Source organism: Actinomadura soli (assembly GCF_005889715.1).
Classification (GTDB): Bacteria; Actinomycetota; Actinomycetes; order Streptosporangiales; family Streptosporangiaceae; genus Spirillospora; species Spirillospora soli.
Map to the genome: position 1 here is coordinate 1 of NZ_VCKW01000003.1, position 17,512 is coordinate 17,512.

At 73.1% G+C, this 17,512-nt stretch carries 15 protein-coding genes and 1 tRNA gene; 12 read left to right on the plus strand and 4 right to left on the minus strand.

All coding sequences use genetic code 11. The features are described from left to right. Nucleotides 1-142 precede the first annotated feature (142 nt). Entirely contained in the window at nt 143-1,510 is a 1,368-nt protein-coding gene (locus ETD83_RS45640; protein ID WP_329602660.1) for a thioesterase domain-containing protein, read from the plus strand. A 27-nt stretch (nt 1,511-1,537) separates the two neighbouring features. On the opposite strand, the gene ETD83_RS01110 is transcribed toward ETD83_RS45640, so the two are convergent. Together ETD83_RS01110 and ETD83_RS01115 are read right to left on the minus strand one after the other, a co-directional pair. Beyond that, nucleotides 1,538-2,791, minus strand: coding sequence for a sensor histidine kinase (locus ETD83_RS01110; RefSeq protein WP_230420611.1), 1,254 nt, complete (start codon nt 2,789-2,791; stop codon nt 1,538-1,540). After that, nucleotides 2,788-3,441 carry a response regulator transcription factor gene (locus tag ETD83_RS01115; RefSeq protein WP_138643154.1) on the minus strand — a complete coding sequence of 218 codons (654 nt, stop codon included), beginning with the start codon at nt 3,439-3,441 and terminating at the stop codon, nt 2,788-2,790. The genes ETD83_RS01110 and ETD83_RS01115 overlap by 4 nt, the downstream gene beginning before the upstream one ends. Before the next feature lie 123 nt (nt 3,442-3,564). Here ETD83_RS01115 and ETD83_RS01120 point away from each other — a divergent pair, with 123 nt between their 5' ends. From ETD83_RS01120 to dpgD, 7 genes are all read left to right on the plus strand, one after another. Then, nucleotides 3,565-4,722 carry an efflux RND transporter periplasmic adaptor subunit gene (locus tag ETD83_RS01120; RefSeq protein WP_138643155.1) on the plus strand — a complete coding sequence of 386 codons (1,158 nt, stop codon included), beginning with the start codon at nt 3,565-3,567 and terminating at the stop codon, nt 4,720-4,722. Beyond that, complete coding sequence (locus ETD83_RS01125; RefSeq protein ID WP_138643156.1) at nt 4,719-5,441, plus strand: ABC transporter ATP-binding protein; 723 nt, start codon at nt 4,719-4,721, stop codon at nt 5,439-5,441. The genes ETD83_RS01120 and ETD83_RS01125 overlap by 4 nt, the downstream gene beginning before the upstream one ends. Next, nucleotides 5,438-6,634, plus strand: coding sequence for an ABC transporter permease (locus ETD83_RS01130; protein ID WP_138643157.1), 1,197 nt, complete (start codon nt 5,438-5,440; stop codon nt 6,632-6,634). Before ETD83_RS01125 ends, ETD83_RS01130 begins: the two co-directional genes overlap by 4 nt. 433 nt (nt 6,635-7,067) lie before the next feature. After that, nucleotides 7,068-8,198 carry a 3,5-dihydroxyphenylacetyl-CoA synthase DpgA gene (dpgA, locus tag ETD83_RS01135; RefSeq protein WP_138643158.1) on the plus strand — a complete coding sequence of 377 codons (1,131 nt, stop codon included), beginning with the start codon at nt 7,068-7,070 and terminating at the stop codon, nt 8,196-8,198. Next, nucleotides 8,195-8,872 carry an enoyl-CoA-hydratase DpgB gene (gene dpgB / locus ETD83_RS01140; RefSeq protein WP_230420612.1) on the plus strand — a complete coding sequence of 226 codons (678 nt, stop codon included), beginning with the start codon at nt 8,195-8,197 and terminating at the stop codon, nt 8,870-8,872. Before dpgA ends, dpgB begins: the two co-directional genes overlap by 4 nt. Next, the gene (gene dpgC / locus ETD83_RS01145; RefSeq protein WP_138643159.1) at nt 8,869-10,209 is read left to right on the plus strand and encodes a (3,5-dihydroxyphenyl)acetyl-CoA 1,2-dioxygenase DpgC; all 1,341 of its coding nucleotides are present in this window, start codon (nt 8,869-8,871) and stop codon (nt 10,207-10,209) included. The genes dpgB and dpgC overlap by 4 nt, the downstream gene beginning before the upstream one ends. Continuing rightward, nucleotides 10,206-11,003 (plus strand): enoyl-CoA-hydratase DpgD, encoded by a 798-nt coding sequence (gene dpgD, locus ETD83_RS01150; protein ID WP_138643160.1) that lies wholly within the window; start codon nt 10,206-10,208, stop codon nt 11,001-11,003. The genes dpgC and dpgD overlap by 4 nt, the downstream gene beginning before the upstream one ends. Nucleotides 11,004-11,139: 136 nt before the next feature. On the opposite strand, the gene ETD83_RS01155 is transcribed toward dpgD, so the two are convergent. Next, nucleotides 11,140-11,940: an AfsR/SARP family transcriptional regulator gene (locus ETD83_RS01155; protein WP_171063965.1), complete on the minus strand. Its 801-nt coding sequence runs from the start codon at nt 11,938-11,940 to the stop codon at nt 11,140-11,142. A gap of 597 nt (nt 11,941-12,537) precedes the next feature. Here ETD83_RS01155 and ETD83_RS01160 point away from each other — a divergent pair. After that, nucleotides 12,538-13,797 (plus strand): ParB N-terminal domain-containing protein, encoded by a 1,260-nt coding sequence (locus ETD83_RS01160; RefSeq protein WP_138643162.1) that lies wholly within the window; start codon nt 12,538-12,540, stop codon nt 13,795-13,797. Continuing rightward, on the plus strand, nt 13,712-14,623 hold the full coding sequence (locus ETD83_RS01165; protein ID WP_138643163.1) for a ParB/RepB/Spo0J family partition protein: 912 nt from the start codon (nt 13,712-13,714) through the stop codon (nt 14,621-14,623). Before ETD83_RS01160 ends, ETD83_RS01165 begins: the two co-directional genes overlap by 86 nt. Before the next feature lie 46 nt (nt 14,624-14,669). Here the strand turns inward: ETD83_RS01165 and ETD83_RS01170 are convergent. Then, nucleotides 14,670-14,742 (minus strand) — tRNA-Leu (locus ETD83_RS01170). A gap of 140 nt (nt 14,743-14,882) precedes the next feature. On the opposite strand from ETD83_RS01170, the gene ETD83_RS01175 reads away from it, so the two are divergent. Both ETD83_RS01175 and ETD83_RS01180 read left to right on the plus strand, forming a co-directional pair. Further along, the gene (locus tag ETD83_RS01175; RefSeq protein WP_205717430.1) at nt 14,883-16,250 is read left to right on the plus strand and encodes an aminotransferase-like domain-containing protein; all 1,368 of its coding nucleotides are present in this window, start codon (nt 14,883-14,885) and stop codon (nt 16,248-16,250) included. A 114-nt stretch (nt 16,251-16,364) separates the two neighbouring features. Next, nucleotides 16,365-17,438 (plus strand): ParB N-terminal domain-containing protein, encoded by a 1,074-nt coding sequence (locus ETD83_RS01180; RefSeq protein ID WP_138643164.1) that lies wholly within the window; start codon nt 16,365-16,367, stop codon nt 17,436-17,438. Nucleotides 17,439-17,512: the final 74 nt, after the last annotated feature.

A 17,512-nucleotide genomic window follows, 5' to 3' on the forward strand; every position in this document is an offset into this window, starting at 1 on the left:
GTATGTGGGGCGTGCGGGGTTGACGGGGGAGCGGTTTGTGGCCTGCCCCTTCGGTGCCGGTGAGCGGATGTATCGGACGGGTGACCTGGTGAAGCGGGTTCGGGATGGGCAGTTGGTGTTTGTTGGGCGTGTTGATGAGCAGGTGAAGGTGCGCGGGTTCCGGATCGAGCCGGGTGAGATCGAGGCGGCGTTGCGGGCGCATCCTCAGGTGGCGCGGGCGGCGGTGGTCGCGCGCGAGGACGTCCCGGGCGACAAGCGCCTGGTGGCTTACGTGGTGCCGGTCGATGATGAGGCAGTGGGGGAGGGGTTGCGGGAGTTCGTGGCCCGCACGCTGCCCGACCATATGGTTCCCGCGGCCGTGGTGGCGTTGCCTGATCTGCCGTTGACCGGTAACGGCAAACTCGACCGCAAGGCACTCCCCAGCCCCGACTACGCCAATGCGGGAGGCACACGGGAGGACGCCGGACGCAACCCCGCCACGGCGCTGGAGAGCCTCGTCTGCGAGGCGTTCGCCGAGATCCTCGGCGTGCCGGACGTCCGCGTCGACGACGACTTCTTCCAGCTCGGCGGGCACTCCCTGCTGGCCGTCAGGCTCGTCACGCGGCTGGCGGAGAAGGGGGTGTCCATCTCCGTGCGGGACGTGTTCGGCGCGCCGACCGCCGCCGGGATCATCGGCCGGCTGGGTCTGTCGTCGCTGGCGGACTCCCTGGGCCGGGTGCTGCCGATCCGTGCCGAGGGGGACCGGCCGCCGTTCTTCTTCGTCCATCCGGCCTCCGGTCTGAGCTGGTGCTACCGGCCGCTGGCCCGGTTCGTGCCCGGCGACGTCCCGCTCTACGGGCTGCAGGCCGCCGGGCTCGACGGTGGCGCCGGGATGCCCGGCACGCTCCGCGAGATGGCGGCGGAGTACGTCGCGCAGATCCGCGCGGTGCAGCCCACGGGCCCGTACCACCTGTGCGGCTTCTCGTTCGGCGGCATCCCCGTCCACGAGATCGCCGTCCAGTTGCGGGCCGCCGGGGAGACCGTCGCCGCACTGGTGATCATGGACGCGTATCCGGACGTCACCGCGGACGTCACCGCGGACGGCGACGGCGACGGCGACAAGGCCGCGGCAGAATCCGCCCCCGCTCCGGAGCCCGGCGAGGGCGACCTGGAGGCCGCCCTGCGGCGCACGGCGGCGCGGTTCCGCGAGGAGGTGGGGGAGGTGCTCGGGGGCGTCTCCGACGACGAACTTCTCCTCGTCGCGAAGGTCTTCCGCAACAACGTGCTGCTCAGGCGGAGCCACGAGTTCGGCGTCTTCGACGGGGACGTCCTGCTCCTGGTCGCCGGGGAGCGCGAGGGCGACGACCTGCCGGACGGCGAGCTTTGGGAGCCCTACGTGAGCGGAGAGATCTCGGCGGTCGAGATGCCCTGCGGCCACTCCGACCTGATGCGGCCCGAGATGCTGGGCCGGGCATGGCCGGTGATCGCCGAATGGCTGGAGAGCCGGAGCCGACCGGAGAGCCGGAGCTGAGGGACGGCGCGCCAGGGGGACGGCGTGTCAGTGGACGGCGTGTTCCTCGGCGGGGGCGACGACGGGCAGGGCCAGGACGATGGAGAGGCCCCCGTCCGGGTTGGCCTCGGCACGGACGGTGCCGCCGTGGGCGCGGGCGATGGCCGCGACGATGGACAGGCCGAGCCCGGCGCCGTCGGCCGAGCCCGTCCGGTCCCGGTGCAGCCTCCGGAACGGCTCGAACAGCCCGTCCACCTGGTCGGGCGGCACCTGCGGGCCGGTGTTGGAGACGAGCAGCCCGGTGCCGGGGTCCAGTTCGACGAGGACCCGCCCGCCGGGGTGGTTGTGGCGGATCGCGTTCTGCACCAGGTTGGCGACCAGCCGGGTGATCAGCACCTCGTCGCCCGCGACGGTGACCGGGCGGGTGGTGGTGGTGGTGACGGTCACGCCGTGGGTCTCGGCGAGCCGCAGATGCTCACCCGCGACCTGCTCGGTGACGGCGGCGAGGTCCACCGGGGCCTTGGTGTCGATCTCCTGCTCGCCCTTCGCGAGGGTGAGCAGGCCCTCGATGAGCCGCTCCGACCGGTCCGTGGTGCGCAGCAGCTCGGTCCGGATCCTCGCCACCTTCGCCGGCGTCGGGTCGGCCAGACCGATCTCGACGGCGGTCCGCTGCACGGCCAGCGGGGTGCGCAGCTCGTGGGAGGCGTTGGCGACGAAACGGCGCTGGCTGGACATCGCGTTCTCCAGCCGGTCGAGCATGGCGTCGAAGGTGTCGGCGAGGTCGCGGAGCTCGTCCCGCGGACCGGTCAGCCCGATCCGCTCGTGCAGGGTGGACAGCGACAGCCGGCGGGCGGTGGCGGTGACGTGGTGCAGCGGCCGCAGCAGCCGCCCGGTCAGCCACCAGCACACCACGAACGAGAGGACCACGATCAAGGCCATCGCGGCCAGGATGATGATCCGCTGCGTGTTCGCCAGGTCCTGCTGGAGCTCCATCCGCTCGCCGGCCGACACCGGCCAGTCCGACGTGGACCCCCCGAGGGGGCTCGGCACCTTCGGGTCGTACGGGACGGCGGAGCAGGGGGCCTCGGGCGGCCGGACGTCGCAGGGCAGGCCCGCGACCGAGCCGAGGCGGGTGAGTCCGCGCATCTTCTCGTCGAAGACGGCCTCCTGGAGCCGCTGCGCGACGACCAGCACCGCCAGCGAGATCGCGGTGAACACCCCGCCGTACAGCAGCGTCATCCTGGCCCGCACCGAGCCGCCGAACACCGACGTGACACGCCGCGCGGCGCCGCCGCGGGTCACAGCCGGTACCCGCTTCCCGGGACGGTGACGATGACGGGCGGGTCGCCGAGCTTGGACCGCAGCTTGCTCATCGTCACCTTGACGACGGTGGTGAACGGGTCGGTGTGCTCGTCCCACGCGCGTTCCAGGAGCTCCTCGGTGCTGACGACCGCGCCCCGGGCCCGCATCAGTACCTCCAGCACCGCGTACTCCTTCCGTGACAGCGGCAGGTACCGGCCGTCGCGGAAGGCCTGCCGGCGGCCGGTGTCCAGGGTGATGCCATCGTGCTCCAGCACCGGCGGCAGCGGCGGCCCGGCGCGCCGGGCGAGCGTGCGGACCCGCGCGACCAGCTCGTCGAACGCGAACGGTTTCGCCAAGTAGTCGTCGGCGCCCAGGTTCAGGCCCGTGACGCGTTCGTGCACCGCGCCGGACGCGGTCAGCATCAGGATCCGCACCGGGGCGCCGCGCTGGGCCAGCTCGCGGCAGATCTCGTCGCCGTGCACGCGCGGCATGTCCCGATCCAGCACGAGGACGTCGTAGTCGTTGACGGCGAGGTGCTCCAGCGCGTCCGCGCCGTCGTAGGCCACGTCGACCGCCATCGCCTGCTCCCGGAGCCCCTCGGCCACCAGGTCGGCGAGGACGCGCTCATCTTCGGCCACCAGTATCCGCATGGTCCTATTGCCGCAGATCCACGATAAGGCCGAGGTTAACGAGCGCGGTCACCTCAGGGAAACCCGCTCTTCGGCAGGGTGGTGGCCATGAAGTCGTTCGGACGAACGACCGGAGGCCAGACGATGCTGAAATCAGAACCTGACAACCCCGTCCGGGAAGACGACCCGTCACCGCGGCGGGGCCTGCCCGGACGTCATTCCCGGCGCCTACCGCGGCGCCGGGTACTGCTGGGCGGGACCGCCGTCCTCGCGATCGGCGCGGCCGGCGCGGTGTACGCGCTGCAGGGCGACGGCGGCGCACCGGCGCAGAGCGACTCGGCGCTGCCGACCGCGAAGGTGGTCCGCACCGACATGGCCCAGACCGCCAAGGTGGACGGCACCCTCGGCTTCGCCAATGCCTACACCGTCCTCGCGGGCGCGGGCGGGCGGATCACGTGGCTGCCCGCCGTCGGCGCGGTGGTCGAGCGCGGCGAGGCGGTGTACGGGGCGGACGGCGAGAAGGTCCCCCTGCTCTACGGGACGACGCCGTTCTGGCGGGAGCTGCAACAGGGCATGTCCAAGGGACGCGACGTCAAGGTGCTGGAGGCGAACCTGCACGCGCTCGGCTACGGCGACGGCGCCATGACCGTCGACACCGAGTTCACCTGGGCGACCTCGCAGGCCGTCCGGAAGTGGCAGCACGACCTGCGCCTCACCCAGACCGGCACGGTCAAACCCGGGGACGTCGTCGTCCAGCCGGGCGCGCTCCGGGTGGCGAAGGTGCAGGCGATCCTCGGCGGCCCCGCCGCGGGCACCGTGCTGACCGCCAGCGGCAACGACCGTGTCGTCACGGTGAAACTGCCGGTCAGCCAGCAGACCCTCGCCAAGAAGGGCGGGGCGGTCCGGGTCACGCTGCCCGGCGACAAGACCGTCACGGCGCGCGTCTCCTCGGTCGGCACCGTCGCCACGGCCGGGACGAACAGTTCCGGTTCGCAGACGGGCACGGGCACCGAGAACGCCACCGTCCCGGTCACCATCACGCTCGACGAGCCGGGCAGCGCGGGCCGCCTGGACGGCGCGCCCGTCACCGTCGGGTTCACCAGCGCCGCGCACGAGAACGTCCTCGCCGTGCCGGTCAACGCGCTGCTGGCCTCGGCCGGCGGGGCGTACTCGGTGAACGTGGTCGAGTCCGGCGGGACCGTCCGCTCCGTGCCGGTCAAGCTCGGCATCTTCGACGGTGACAGGGTCGAGGTGTCGGGGAACCTGACCCCGGGCATGTCGGTGCAGGTGCCGCGCTCATGACCGCGCCGCTCAGCACGGTCGTGGACCCGCCCGCCGGCCCGCCCGCGCTCATCGCCGTCGAGGACGCGACGAAGGACTATCCCGGCGGGGTGCGGGCGCTGCGCCGGACGTCGCTGTCGGTCCACGCGGGCGACATGGTGGCGATCGTCGGGCCGTCGGGGTCGGGCAAGTCGACCCTGCTGCAGCTCATGGGGACGCTGGACTCGCCGACGACCGGACGGGTCCTCATCCAGGGGCACGACGTCGCCGAACTGCCCGACCGGCGGCTCGCCGCCGTCCGCGCCCACTGGATCGGGTTCGTCTTCCAGCGCTTCTTCCTCACCACGCACCTGACCGCGCTCGACAACGTCGCCACCGGGCTGCTCTACCACGGCGTGTCGCCGCGGGAGCGCCGCCGCAGGGCCACCGCCGCGCTGGAGCGCGTCGGCCTGGGCCACCGCACGCGCCACCTGCCGCACCAGCTCTCCGGAGGGGAGCGGCAGCGGGTCGCGATCGCCCGCGCGGTCGTCGGCGACCCGCCGCTGCTGCTCGCCGACGAGCCCACCGGCAACCTCGACTCGGTCTCCGGGGCAGGGGTGCTCGACCTGCTCGGGGAACTGCACCGCGACGGCACCGCCGTCGTGATCATCACCCATGACCTGGAGGTCGCGGCGGCGACCCCGCGGCGCCTGGAGATCCGGGACGGGGAGATCCACGTCGATTCGGGGGTACCGGCATGACCGAACTACCGGAACCGGCACGGCTGCGCGGGGGCGACCTCGCCGCCGTCGGCCTGGAAGGGCTGCGCGGCCGGCCGCTGCGGGCCGTGCTGTCCGCGCTCGGCATCGCCATCGGCGTCGCCGCCATGGTGGGGCTCGTGGGCATCGGCACCGTCAGCAGGGCCGGGCTGATGTCCGAGATCGAGCAGCTCGGCACCAACCTGCTCACCGTCTCGCCGGGCTCGGCGCTGACGGGCGAGGCGTCGAAGCTGCCGGCCACCGCGGAGGGCATGGTCACCCGGATCCCGGGCGTGACCGGGGTGTCGGCGATCGGCCTGGTGCCGGACGCCACCGCCCGCCGCACCGACAAGATCCCCACCACGACGACCAGCGGCGTCGCCGTGCAGGCCGCCCGCACCAACCTGGTCGACGCGCTCGGCGGGTCGGTCCGCGACGGCCGGTTCCTCACCTCCGCCACCAGCCGCTACCCGGTGGTCGTGCTCGGCTCGATCTCCGCCGAACGGCTCGGCATCGCCGGCCCCGGCGCGCACGTCTACATCGCGGGCCGGTGGTTCCTGGTGACGGGGATCCTCGACCCGGTGAAGCTCGCCCCGGAGATCGACCGCTCGGCCCTGGTCGGCTGGTCGTACGCCGCCGCGAGCCTCGGGTTCGACGGGCACGCCACCACCCTGTACGAGCGGTCCACCGACGAGACCGTGCAGTCGGTGCGCTCGGTGCTGGCCGCCACCGTCAACCCGGAGCATCCCGAGGAGGTGCAGATCAGCCGCCCGTCGGACGCGCTCACCGCGCAGGCCGCGGCGCAGCGCGCGTTCAACGCGCTGTTCTTCGGGCTCGGCGCGGTGGCGCTGATCGCCGGGGGAGTCGGCATCGCCAACATCATGGTGATCTCGGTGCTGGAACGGCGGCAGGAGATCGGGCTGCGCCGGTCGCTCGGCGCGACCCGGGGGCAGATCCGGCTGCAGTTCCTGACCGAGTCGGTGACGCTGTCGGCGCTCGGCGGCGCCGCCGGAGTGCTCCTCGGGCTGATCATCTGCCTGGGGTACGCCGCCGTCCGGGGCCTGCCGCTGGTGCTGCCCGCCCAGGCGATCGCCGGCGGCGCCCTCGCGGCCGTCGCCATCGGCGCCCTGGCGGGCCTGTACCCGGCCCGGCGCGCCGCCCGCCTCACCCCCAGCGAGGCGCTCGCCACCACGTGACCGGAACGCGCGCGGCCACCGGGCGGTCGCGCTCCGGTAATGGGCGCGCGCGTTCAACCGGCCGCCCGCCGCAGTTGAACGTGAACGCCGCCGAAAAATAATACGGAGCCGTTCGGCCGCTATGGGCCGGACGGCTCCGCTGTCGTAGTCTGAATTGCCGGACGATGACTTGTTTTACGGTGCTGCGAATACGCGGCCCTCGTCCGCCCGGTGGAAGGGCCCGGCGCCTTTCGTCCTGGAAAGCGCGACCTCAGCGGCCCCCCAGGCTGAGGTCGGGCGAAGGAGGAAAGGCGCCGCCCTTCCGCCGGGGCGACGTGTGTCCACGCCTTTGTGAAATGGATACCAGGCTCGTAAGAAGGGCGAGAGAAATGACCGAGAGTCAGATCAGGCCGCTGTTCAGGAGCAAACTCAGAACGTGGGGGTGGATGTACCGATGACCATCGCCGTCGATCTCCCCGAAGCACCCTCCGCCGCTGCCGTGGGCCCGGACCCGCTGCCCGTGATCTCGCGGATCGTGGGCGTCGGCACCGCGGTGGCCGGCACCCCGATCTCGCAGCGCGAACTGCTCGACGCCATGGACGTCGCCGACCCCAGGGTCCGCTCCGTCTTCCTCAACAGCGCGATCGAACGGCGCCACCTCACCCTGCCCCCGGCCGACGAGCACGGGAGACGGGCCCCCGAGCCGCAGGGCGACCTGCTGCGCAAGCACGCGTCGCTCGCCGTGCGGATGGGCGCGGAGGCGCTCGAAGCGTGCCTGAAGGACTGCGGGGCCTCGCTCGCCGACGTCCGGTACCTGTGCTGCGTGACCTCGACCGGGTTCCTCACCCCCGGCATCAGCGCGCTGCTGATCCGCGAGCTGGGCCTCGACCGGCACTGCGGCCGCGCCGACATCGTCGGCATGGGCTGCAATGCGGGACTGAACGCGCTCAACGCCGTCGCCGGCTGGTCCGCCGCGCACCCCGGGGAACTCGCCGTCGTGCTGTGCACCGAGGCGTGCTCCGCCGCGTACGCGCTCGACGGGACGATGCGCACGGCCGTCGTCAACAGCCTCTTCGGCGACGGCGCCGCCGCGCTCGCCCTCCGCTCCGGCGACGACGAGGCCGGCGGCCCCGGCACGCCCGGGGGCCCGCGCGTCCTCAAGTTCGCCAGCCTCATCGTCACCGACGCGTTCGACGCCATGCGCTACGACTGGGACGGTGACCTCGGCCGGTTCAGCTTCTTCCTCGACCCCGAGATCCCCTACGTGGTCGGCGCGCACGCCGAGACCGTCGTGGACCGGCTCCTCGCGGGCACAGGCCTGCGCCGCGCCGACATCGCCCACTGGCTGGTGCACTCCGGCGGCAAGAAGGTCATCGACGCCGTGGTGATCAACCTCGGGCTGACCCGGTACGACGTCCGGCACACGACCGGGGTCCTGCGCGACCACGGCAACGTGTCCAGCGGCTCGTTCCTGTTCTCCTACGAACGCCTCGCCGCCGAGGGCGTGGTCCGCCCCGGCGAGTACGGAGTCCTGATGACCATGGGCCCCGGGTCCACGTTAGAGACGGCGCTGGTCCGGTGGTGAGCGCGGGCGTGAACGGCGAGAGCGGCCTCGTCCTGCGGATCGACGGCGCCGGACCCATCACGGCGGAGGCGACCGCCGCCGTCACGGACCTCTGCGACCGGGCCGACGACCACGAGGGCCCCGGCCTCGTCGAAGTCCACGTCTCCGGTGCCCCCGGCGCGGCCTGGCCGGACGGCCTCGCCGTCGGGCTCGTCGGCAAGTGGGAACGCGCGCTGCGCCGGCTGGAGCGGCTCGACCGCGTCACGGTCGCGGTGGCGTCCGGAGACTGCGGCGGCACCGCCCTGGACGCGCTGCTCGCCACCGACTTCCGCGTCGCCGCGCCGGGCACGCGGTTGCTGGTCCCGCCGGTCGGCGGCGCCGCCTGGCCGGGCATGGCGCTGTACCGGCTGGCGCACCAGGCGGGCCCGGCCCGGATCCGCCGCGCGGTGCTGCTCGGCGCCCCGATCGAGGCGGCCGAGGCACACGCGATGTCCCTGCTGGACGAGCTGGCCGCCGACCCGGCGGCCGCGCTGGCCGAACTGGCGGCGGCGGCGCGCGGCATCCCCGGCGGCGAGCCGGCGGTCCGGCGGCGGCTGGTGTCCGACGCGCTCACCACCCCGTTCGAGGAGGCTCTCGGGGCGCACCTGGCGGCCTGCGATCGCGCCCTGCGCAGGAGGACGGAAGGCACGCCATGACGCTGACGGACCTTCCCGGCCGGCCGGCCGGGCCGCCGGGGGAACTGGAGCGCGCCGGCATCGAGCTCGCGGCGGCGGCGGACCGCGCCGACGCGCGGCTCGCGGCGCTGCCCGACCCGCCCGCGCGCTCGGCGGAGCAGCGGGCCGAGGCCGAGGCCGCGCACGACGAGGCGCGGTCGCTGCGCGCCGCGTTCATGGACGAGCACGCCGACGAGGTGTACGACGTGCTCACCGCCCGCCGCACCCGGCACCTGCGCCTCGACGAACTCGTCGAGGCCGCCGCGGACGCCTTCCCCGGGCTGTGCCCCACCGCGGCGCAGATGGCCGCCGAACGGGCCCGTCCCCAGGACGCGAAGGAGGGCCGGGAGATCGACCAGGGCATCTTCCTGCGGGGCGTCCTGCGTTCCCCCGCCGCCGGCTCGCACCTGCTCGACGCCATGCTCCGGCCGACGCCCCGCGCCCTGCGCCTGCTCCCGGAGTTCACCGCGACGGGCGCCGTGGAGATGGAGGCGGTGCGGCTCGAACGGCGCGGCGCCGTGGCGCACCTCACCCTGTGCCGGGACGACTGCCTGAACGCCGAGGACGAGCGGCAGGTCGACGACATGGAGACCGCCGTCGACCTCGCCCTGCTCGACCCGTCGGTCCGGACGGGCCTGCTGCGCGGCGGCGAGATGAGCCATCCCCGGTACCGGGGGCGGCGCGTGTTCAGCGCAGGGATCAACCTCAAGAAGATCGGCTCGGGCGACATCTCCCTCGTCGGGTTCCTGCTCCGCCGCGAGCTCGGCTACATCCACAAGATCATCCGGGGGGTGCTGGACGACCGGCCGGGCGTGCGGCCCGGCGGCCGGTGGCGGTCCCGGCTCACCGACAAGCCTTGGGCCGCCGCCGTGGACACGTTCGCGATCGGCGGCGGGATGCAGCTGCTGTCCGCGTTCGACCTCGTCATCGCCTCCGCCGACGCCTACCTCAGCCTCCCGGCCGCCGCCGAGGGGATCGTCCCGGGCATGGCGAACCTGCGGCTGGTCCGCTCCGCCGGGCCGCGCCTGTCCCGGCAGATCATCCTGTCCGGCCGCCGGGTCCGGGCGACGGAACCGGCGGCGCGGCTGCTGGTCGACGAGGTCGTGGAGCCGGAGGAGATGGACGCCGCCGTCGAACGCGGCCTGGCCCGGCTCGACGGCGAGGCGGTGCTCGCCAACCGGCGGATGCTGAACCTCGCCGAGGACCCGCCCGACGCGCTGCGCGCCTACGCCGCCGAGTTCGCCCTCCAGCAGGCGCTGCGCATCCACGGCGCCGACGTGATCGGCAAGGTCGGCCGGTTCGGGGCGCGGCCGCGATGACCGAACCGCGGGTGCGCTACGAGAAGGAGGGCCACGTCGCCCGCGTGACGCTCGACCGTCCCGAGGTCCTGAACGCGCTGGACCGGCGCACGCACGAGGAGCTCGCGGAGATCTGGGACGACGTGGAGGCCGACGACGCGGTGCGGGCCGCCGTGCTGACCGGCGCCGGGGACCGCGCGTTCTCCGTCGGGCAGGACCTGCGGGAACGGGCGGAGCTGAACCGGGCGGGCGCGCCCCCGACGACCTTCGGCAGCCGCGGCCAGCCCGGTCATCCCCGGCTCACCGACAGGTTCACGCTGAGCAAGCCGGTCGTCGCGCGCGTCCAGGGGTACGCCCTCGGCGGCGGCTTCGAGCTGGCCCTCGCCTGCGACCTGATCGTCGCCGCCGACACGGCGGTGTTCGGGCTGCCCGAGGTGCGGCTCGGCCTCGTGCCCGGCGCGGGCGGGGTGTTCCGGCTCATGCGGCAGCTCCCGCAGAAGGCCGCCATGGGGTACCTGCTCACCGGCCGCCGGATGGACGCCGCCGAGGCCCTGCGGTTCGGGCTGGTCAACGACGTCGTCCCGGCCGACCGGCTGGACGACCGGGTCCACGAATGGACGGCGGACCTCGCGGGCGGCGCCCCGCTCGCGGTCCGCGCCATCAAGGAGGCCGCGCTGAGGTCGGTGGACCTGCCCCTGGAGGAGGCGTTCACCGCCGAGTACGCGTGGGAGCGGCGCCGCCGGGACAGCCGCGACGCCGTCGAGGGCGTCCGGGCGTTCACCGAGAAGCGCCCCCCGGTCTGGACGGGCAGCTGATCGATGACAGGGCCCCGGCCGGGCGACGACCCGCCCGCCGGGGTCCGACGTCTCTCCGGACACGAAGCCCCCGCGGCCTCAGCGAGTCGGCGACACCGTTTCGATCTTCACCGTCCGGGCCTTCACCGTCCGGGCTTCACCGCATCAGCGGGGCCTGGTGCCGGTCGTGCGCGGCCGCGTGCCACGCGCCGAACCGGGACGCGATGATCTCTTCCGGGGCCTGCTGCTCCAAAACGGACCGGTGCAATTCCTGTAACTCCTGGCCCGGTTCTATGCCCAGATCGTCGCGCAGGCGCTGCCGTGCCTGGGCGAACTGCTGCAGCGCCTCCGCCTGCCGGCCCGACGAATAGAGGGAGAGCATCAGCAGGGCCCTGAGCGACTCGTGGAAGGGGTCGGCGGAGACGACCTTCTGCAATTCGGGAATGATCTGCCGGTGGTTGCCCAGCCTGATCTCCGCGTAGAACAGCTCCTCGTAGGCGGCGATCCGCTCCGCCTCAAGGAGGCGGGCCTCCTGCCGGACGAGCTCACCCGGGACCGAGGAGAGGGCCCTTCCCCGCCAGAGCGCCAGCGCCTTCCGGAACCGCGGGACCGACTCGTCCAGCCGCCCGCGGGCCGCGTTCGCGTGGGCCTCGGCGGCCCGCTGCCGGAAATGCCACAGGTCGATCTCCTCCGGGCGGACCTCCAGCGCGTAGCAGTCATTCGAGGTCCTGATCTCGACCGCCAGCGGCCGGAGCACCTGCCGCAACCGATAGATGTAGGACTGGATCGTGGTCTGCGCGGTCGCCGGCGGACGGTCGTCCCAGACGAACCGGACAAGACGGCTGATCGAAACGCCATGGTTGGCATCGAGGAGAAGCGCAGCGAGGATCGCGCGCTGCTTGGGAGCGGTCAGGGCGACCCGCTTTTCGGCCCCCCTGATCTCCAGACCGCCTAACATGAGGAAGAGCATGCGTATTCTCACGCCTCCGAACCGCCGGCCTGACCGGCACTGAATCAAGATCAAAGGTGCGGGGCCTTCAATACGGACGCCAGAAACTCCCGGGTTCCCCGGATGCTTCTCATTCTCGAATGTGATTCGACAGGGCCCTTTTGGCAGAAGCTGCCAAGAAGAACCGGTCTGTCCTGTGCGTCCCCAGGTTAGCGAGCGTTGTACCAGGTTAGGACGGGCGCGGCCACAACCGGACAGCGCCCCCGGGAACGCGGTGATTTCCAATCGCCGCCTCGGACATGACCACTTCCATCCGGCGGCCCTGCGCGGACGGCCTGGCCACGGCTACGTTGCGTGATCCAGAAATCACCTATCACACGCAGATCAAGAAAAGTGATCAGGGTGTGGCTTTCAGTGATCACCGCTCGTCATGGTGGCGGGCTAATGGCGCGCCAATGGAGCCGAACTGGCGGTGTGACCCCCGTCGCTTGTCGTCGCCGCTGCACCGTGTGATTCTTGCGCCGGAGAGACCCGGAGAAGGGGGCCGCCGGCAAGGCCGGCTGAACGGGGGACGCGCCCGGCGGGGCGCGCTTAGGGGGCAGAACGATGGACGACGTACCGCTGTCTCGACGTCCGGCAGGCGGCCCGCGGACCGCGGTCGAGGCGGCACGGACCGTGATCGAGGGAGCCAGGAGCACGGGGGACGGCGACCTGGAGCTACCGGTCGAGTTACTGGCGGCGGGCGACTCGCCGCGGTCCGCCGGCGTCGACCCGCACCATGCCGCCGCGCTCGCCGCGGCGCCGGGACCGCTGCCGCCGATCATCGTGCACTGGCCGACGCTGCGGGTGATCGACGGCATGCACCGGCTGGCGGCCGCGCGGGCGCGCGGCGACGACCTGATACCCGTGCGGCTGTTCGAGGGCGGCGAGAGCGACGCCTTCGTGCTCGCGGTCGGCGAGAACGCCGCCCGCGGCCTGCCGCTGACCCTGGCGGACCGCAAGCGCGCCGCGGCCCGGATCATCCGCTCCTTCCCGCGCTGGTCGGCCCGGAGGGTGGCCGCCGTGACCGGCCTCTCCGCGGGCACGGTCACCGAGATCCGCAAGGACGAACTCGGGGACGGGCCGGACGGCGACGCCCGCATCGGCCGGGACGGCAGGGTCCGGCCCGTCGACAAGGCCGAGGGCCGCGACATCGCGCGCCGGCTCATCGTCGAGGACCCCACGCTCTCGCTGCGGCAGATCGCCCGTGTCGCCGGCATCTCCCCGGAGACGGTCCGGACGCTGAAGCACAGCCTCCTGAACGGCCCGTCCGCACCGGCCGACCAGGCCCCGGAACCTGCCGCGGAACCGGCCGCGGGAGAGACCCGGACGACGGCGGCGACGGCGGTGCCGGGCCGGGATGCCCTCATGGAACGCCTGAAGGCCGACCCTGCGCTCCGGTTCAGGGAGTCCGGGCGCGACCTGCTCCGGCTGCTGAGCCTCACCTCGCTCAGCCCGGCGGACTGGGAGCGGCTCGTGGCGGCCGTGCCGTCCGGCCATCGCGCCGCGATCGTCCAGCTCGCCCGGGACTGCGCGGCCGGCTGGACGGAGTTCGCCGCCCTGGCCACCGGCATCGCCCTTCCCCGTGACACCGGCCTGCCCGGCGGCGGCACCGTGGGCGCACCGGCTCCCGAAGCGGTGGGCGACGCGGGCCCGGCGGGCGGCGTCCAAGTGCGGGGATTGGACAGTTGGACACGCGAGCGGCGTCAACCGGCGGGATCGACGAGAGGTGAGCGGGGCCATGGCTCACGACCGGCTGCCGTTGTCCGTCGACGAGCGGCCGGTGCTGGTCCCGATCGCGTCGCTGTCCCTGGCGGGATCACCTAGAAGCCGCGCCGAGGACGCCGAGCACCTGCGCGCCCTGACCGCGACGACGGCGAAACTGCCGCCGATCATCGTCCACCGGCCCACGATGCGGGTGATCGACGGGCGGCACCGGGTGCTGGCGGCCCGGCGGCGCGGCGAGGAGCACATCGAGGCCCGCTTCTTCCACGGTGACGACGATCACGCGTTCGTGCTCGCGGTGAGCGCCAACCTGGTGCACGGCCTTCCGCTGTCGTTCGCCGAGCGCAGAGCCGCGGCCGCCCGCATCCTGGGCACGCATCCGCGGTGGTCGGATCGGGTCATCGCCTCGCTGACCGGCATCTCCGCGCGGACGGTGGCGGACGTGCGCGGCGGCCTCGGGGCCTCGGGCGCGGGCCGGGCCCGGGTCGGCAGCGACGGGCGGAGCCGCCCGGTGGACGGCGCCGAGGGCCGCCGAGCCGCCGCCGAGATCATGGAACGGGAGCCTGGCCTGTCACTGCGGCAGGTGGCGCGGCGCGCGGGCATCTCGCACGAGACGGCACGCGACGTCCGCAAGCGGATGCTGCGCAGGGAGAGCCCCGTGCCGGAGCGGCTTCCGGGCGACCCGGTGGCGGCCGTCACGCGCCCCGCCCTGCGGCGGCTCAGGTCGGCGCCCGCGCTGCAGGAGTCGGAGGACGGCCGGGCGCTGCTCAGGCTGCTCCTCGCCCACACCGGCGACGCCGGGCAATGGCACCGGCTGACCGGCGGGGTGCCGCCGCACAGGGGCGGCACCGTGGCCGAGCTAGCGCTGGAATGCGCGCGGCTCTGGGCGGAGTTCGCCGATCGCGTCGAACGCGCGGACGAGGACTGAGGCGCGCAAACGCGAAAGGCGCTCGAATTCCGCGCTATCCGACTCGTACCCTCGATCGGATTCGAACCGATACCCTGACCATTTTAAGTGGTCCGCCTCTTCCTTTGGGCCACGAGGGCGATGCGATCGTAAGCGGCCGCTCACGGAAAAGACGACCCTGGACGCCGTCACAATGTGGCCCGCCGGACGCCCTTGCTGGACAACGTTCCGCCGTGGAAATTGGAGGGGTTCGTGCCGATAAGCGGGGAGTGAGTGAGCCATGCCCTGGACAGATCACGCCGGAACCGCCCCCGGAACCGTCCCCGGAATCGCTTCCGGGCCTGGTGCGCTCGAGCTGTTCCCGGCCATCGCCGATCCGGTCATGGACACGATGAACTTCCTGAACGAGGTCACCGCGCGGTATCCCGACGCGATCTCGTTCGCCCCCGGCCGTCCCTACGACGGGTTCTTCGACGTCGAGGACATCTTCGGCCACCTCAGGCGGTATATCGACCACCTCGCGGGGGAGGGGGCCACACCGGCCCGGATCCGCGACGCGCTGTTCCAGTACGGCCCGTCCGCCGGCATGATCCGCGGGCTCGTCGCCGACGCGCTCCGCCGGGACGAGGGCATCGAGGCGGCGCCGGAGTCGATCGTGGTGACGCTCGGCTGCCAGGAGGCCATGTTCCTGGTGCTGCGCGCCCTGTTCGCCGGCCCGGACGACGTCCTGCTCGTCTCCACCCCCTGCTACGTGGGGATCACCGGCGCCGCGCGGCTGCTCGGCATCGAGGTGGTGCCCGTCGAGGAGGGGCCGGAGGGCCTGCCGCCCCACGCCCTCGAAGTGGCGATCAAGGCCCAGACGGCGTCCGGCCGCAGGGTCCGCGCGGTCTACGTGATCCCCGACCACTCCAACCCGTCCGGCGTCACGATGCCGCTCGCGGCCCGGCGCGAGCTGCTCGACCTGGCCGCGCGGGAGGGCGTCCTGATCCTGGAGGACAGCCCGTACCGGCTGGTCAGCCCGGGTCCCCAGGAGCCCACGCTGAAGAGCCTCGACCGCCGCCGGACGGTGATCCACCTCGGCTCGTTCTCCAAGACCGTGCTGCCCGGCGCGCGGGTCGGCTTCGTCGTCGCCGACCAGGAGGTCGTCGACGCGGGCGGGCGGACGGGCCCGCTGGCCGCCCAGCTCGCCAAGATCAAGAGCATGGTGACGGTGAACACCCCGGCGCTCAGCCAGGCGGTCGTCGCGGGCGCGCTGCTGGCCGGGGGCGGCGGCGTCACCGAGCTGAACCGCGACACGTCCGCCTACTACGGCAACGCGATGCGGACGACGCTGCGCGAGCTCGGACGGCGGTTCCCGGCGGCGGCCCGCGACCGGCTCGGCGTCGCGTGGAACGAACCGGACGGCGGCTTCTTCCTCGCCCTCCAGGTGCCGTTCCGCGCGGACAACGCCTGCCTGGCCCGGTCGGCCGAAAGGTTCGGCGTGATCTGGACGCCGATGTCGTACTTCTATCCGGACGGCGGCGGCGAGCACACGATCAGGCTGTCGACCAGCTACCTCAGCGATGCGGAGATCGCCGAGGGCGTGGCCCGCCTGTCCCGTTTCGTGGAATCCGAACGTTCGGGAGAGGAGGGGACGCCGACCAGTTAACGGTCACCCGGAACCAGTGAGAAGTTTCCAGATTGTGCCTGAAAACTATGGGGGATGGAATTGGGGCAATCAGCTGAAAGTCGATTAAGCGTCCTGCACACGGACGCTGTTGCGATGGTTCCGATAGCCGCGCTCACCTACGCCGACAGCCCGCGCCTGGACGGCGAGCAGCCCGAGCACGTCCAGGTCCTCGCGGGCATGGACAACGAACTCCCGCCGATCCTCGTGCACCGCCAGACGATGACGGTGCTCGACGGGATGCACCGGCTGCGCGCCGCCGTCCAGAACGGGCGGCGCGAGATCAGCGTGCGGTTCTTCGACGGCAGCCACCAGGACGCCTTCGTCGCCGCGGTGAAGGCGAACATCGGGCACGGGCTGCCGCTGTCGACGGCCGACCGCGAGGCCGCGACGGTGCGCATCCTGGCCTCGCACCCGCGCTGGTCGGACCGTTCGATCGCCGAGGTGACGGGCCTGGCGGCCACGACGGTCGCGAGGATCCGGGCCCGGACCAACACCGGCGCCGAGCAGCCGGAGGCGCGGATCGGCAGGGACGGACGGGTCCGGCCGATCAACGGCGCCGCCGGCCGCAGGCTCGCCGCGCGGCTGTTCGACGAGCGTCCCGGGGCCTCGCTCCGGGAGATCGCCGAGCAGGCCGGGATCTCCCCGGCCACGGCACTGGACGTGCGGGAACGGCTGGGTCGTGGCGACGACCCCGTCCCGGACAAGCAGTTGCGCGCCGAGCAGCGCGACCGCGCCGCGGCGGGCGGCACGGTCATGCCCGGCGGCACAGCCATGGCGGGCAGCACGGTCATGGCGAACGGCACGGTCATGGCAGACGCTCCGGTCAGGGCGGGCGGTCCGGTGATGACCGGCGGTCCGGTGATGACCGGTGGTCCCGTCATGACCGGCGGCAAGGGCGCGTTCCGGCGGCACCGCCGGGCACCCGACGCCGAGCTGGCGCTCCGCAAGCTGCAACGCGACCCGTCCCTGCGTCTCACCGACGCGGGCCGCGGGCTGCTGCGCATGCTGAGCACGCGGTCGCTGCGCGCCAAGGAGTGGTCCGAGATCCAAGGCGAGATCCCGGCCCACTGCGTCCCGCTGGTCGCCGACCTGGCGCTCAGCTGCGCCGACGAGTGGGCGCGGTTCGCCGAGGCGCTCAAGACCCGGGCGCGCACCGAACTCGCCTGACGCCCGTCCCCGCTTTCCCGCTATCCCCGCTTTCCCCGCTCGACCGGGCGGCGGCCGGACCGACCGGCCGCCGC

Bases quoted from the DNA above. Each gene is read 5' to 3' on its own strand.
- ETD83_RS01115 (WP_138643154.1), bottom strand. From the start codon at position 3,441: ATGCGGATACTGGTGGCCGAAGATGAGCGCGTCCTCGCCGACCTGGTG.
- ETD83_RS01120 (WP_138643155.1), top strand. From the start codon at position 3,565: ATGCTGAAATCAGAACCTGACAACCCCGTCCGGGAAGACGACCCGTCA.
- ETD83_RS01125 (WP_138643156.1), top strand. From the start codon at position 4,719: ATGACCGCGCCGCTCAGCACGGTCGTGGACCCGCCCGCCGGCCCGCCC.
- ETD83_RS01130 (WP_138643157.1), top strand. From the start codon at position 5,438: ATGACCGAACTACCGGAACCGGCACGGCTGCGCGGGGGCGACCTCGCC.
- dpgA (WP_138643158.1), top strand. From the start codon at position 7,068: ATGACCATCGCCGTCGATCTCCCCGAAGCACCCTCCGCCGCTGCCGTG.
- dpgC (WP_138643159.1), top strand. From the start codon at position 8,869: ATGACGCTGACGGACCTTCCCGGCCGGCCGGCCGGGCCGCCGGGGGAA.
- dpgD (WP_138643160.1), top strand. From the start codon at position 10,206: ATGACCGAACCGCGGGTGCGCTACGAGAAGGAGGGCCACGTCGCCCGC.
- ETD83_RS01155 (WP_171063965.1), bottom strand. From the start codon at position 11,940: ATGTTAGGCGGTCTGGAGATCAGGGGGGCCGAAAAGCGGGTCGCCCTG.
- ETD83_RS01160 (WP_138643162.1), top strand. From the start codon at position 12,538: ATGGACGACGTACCGCTGTCTCGACGTCCGGCAGGCGGCCCGCGGACC.
- ETD83_RS01165 (WP_138643163.1), top strand. From the start codon at position 13,712: ATGGCTCACGACCGGCTGCCGTTGTCCGTCGACGAGCGGCCGGTGCTG.
- ETD83_RS01175 (WP_205717430.1), top strand. From the start codon at position 14,883: ATGCCCTGGACAGATCACGCCGGAACCGCCCCCGGAACCGTCCCCGGA.
- ETD83_RS01180 (WP_138643164.1), top strand. From the start codon at position 16,365: ATGGTTCCGATAGCCGCGCTCACCTACGCCGACAGCCCGCGCCTGGAC.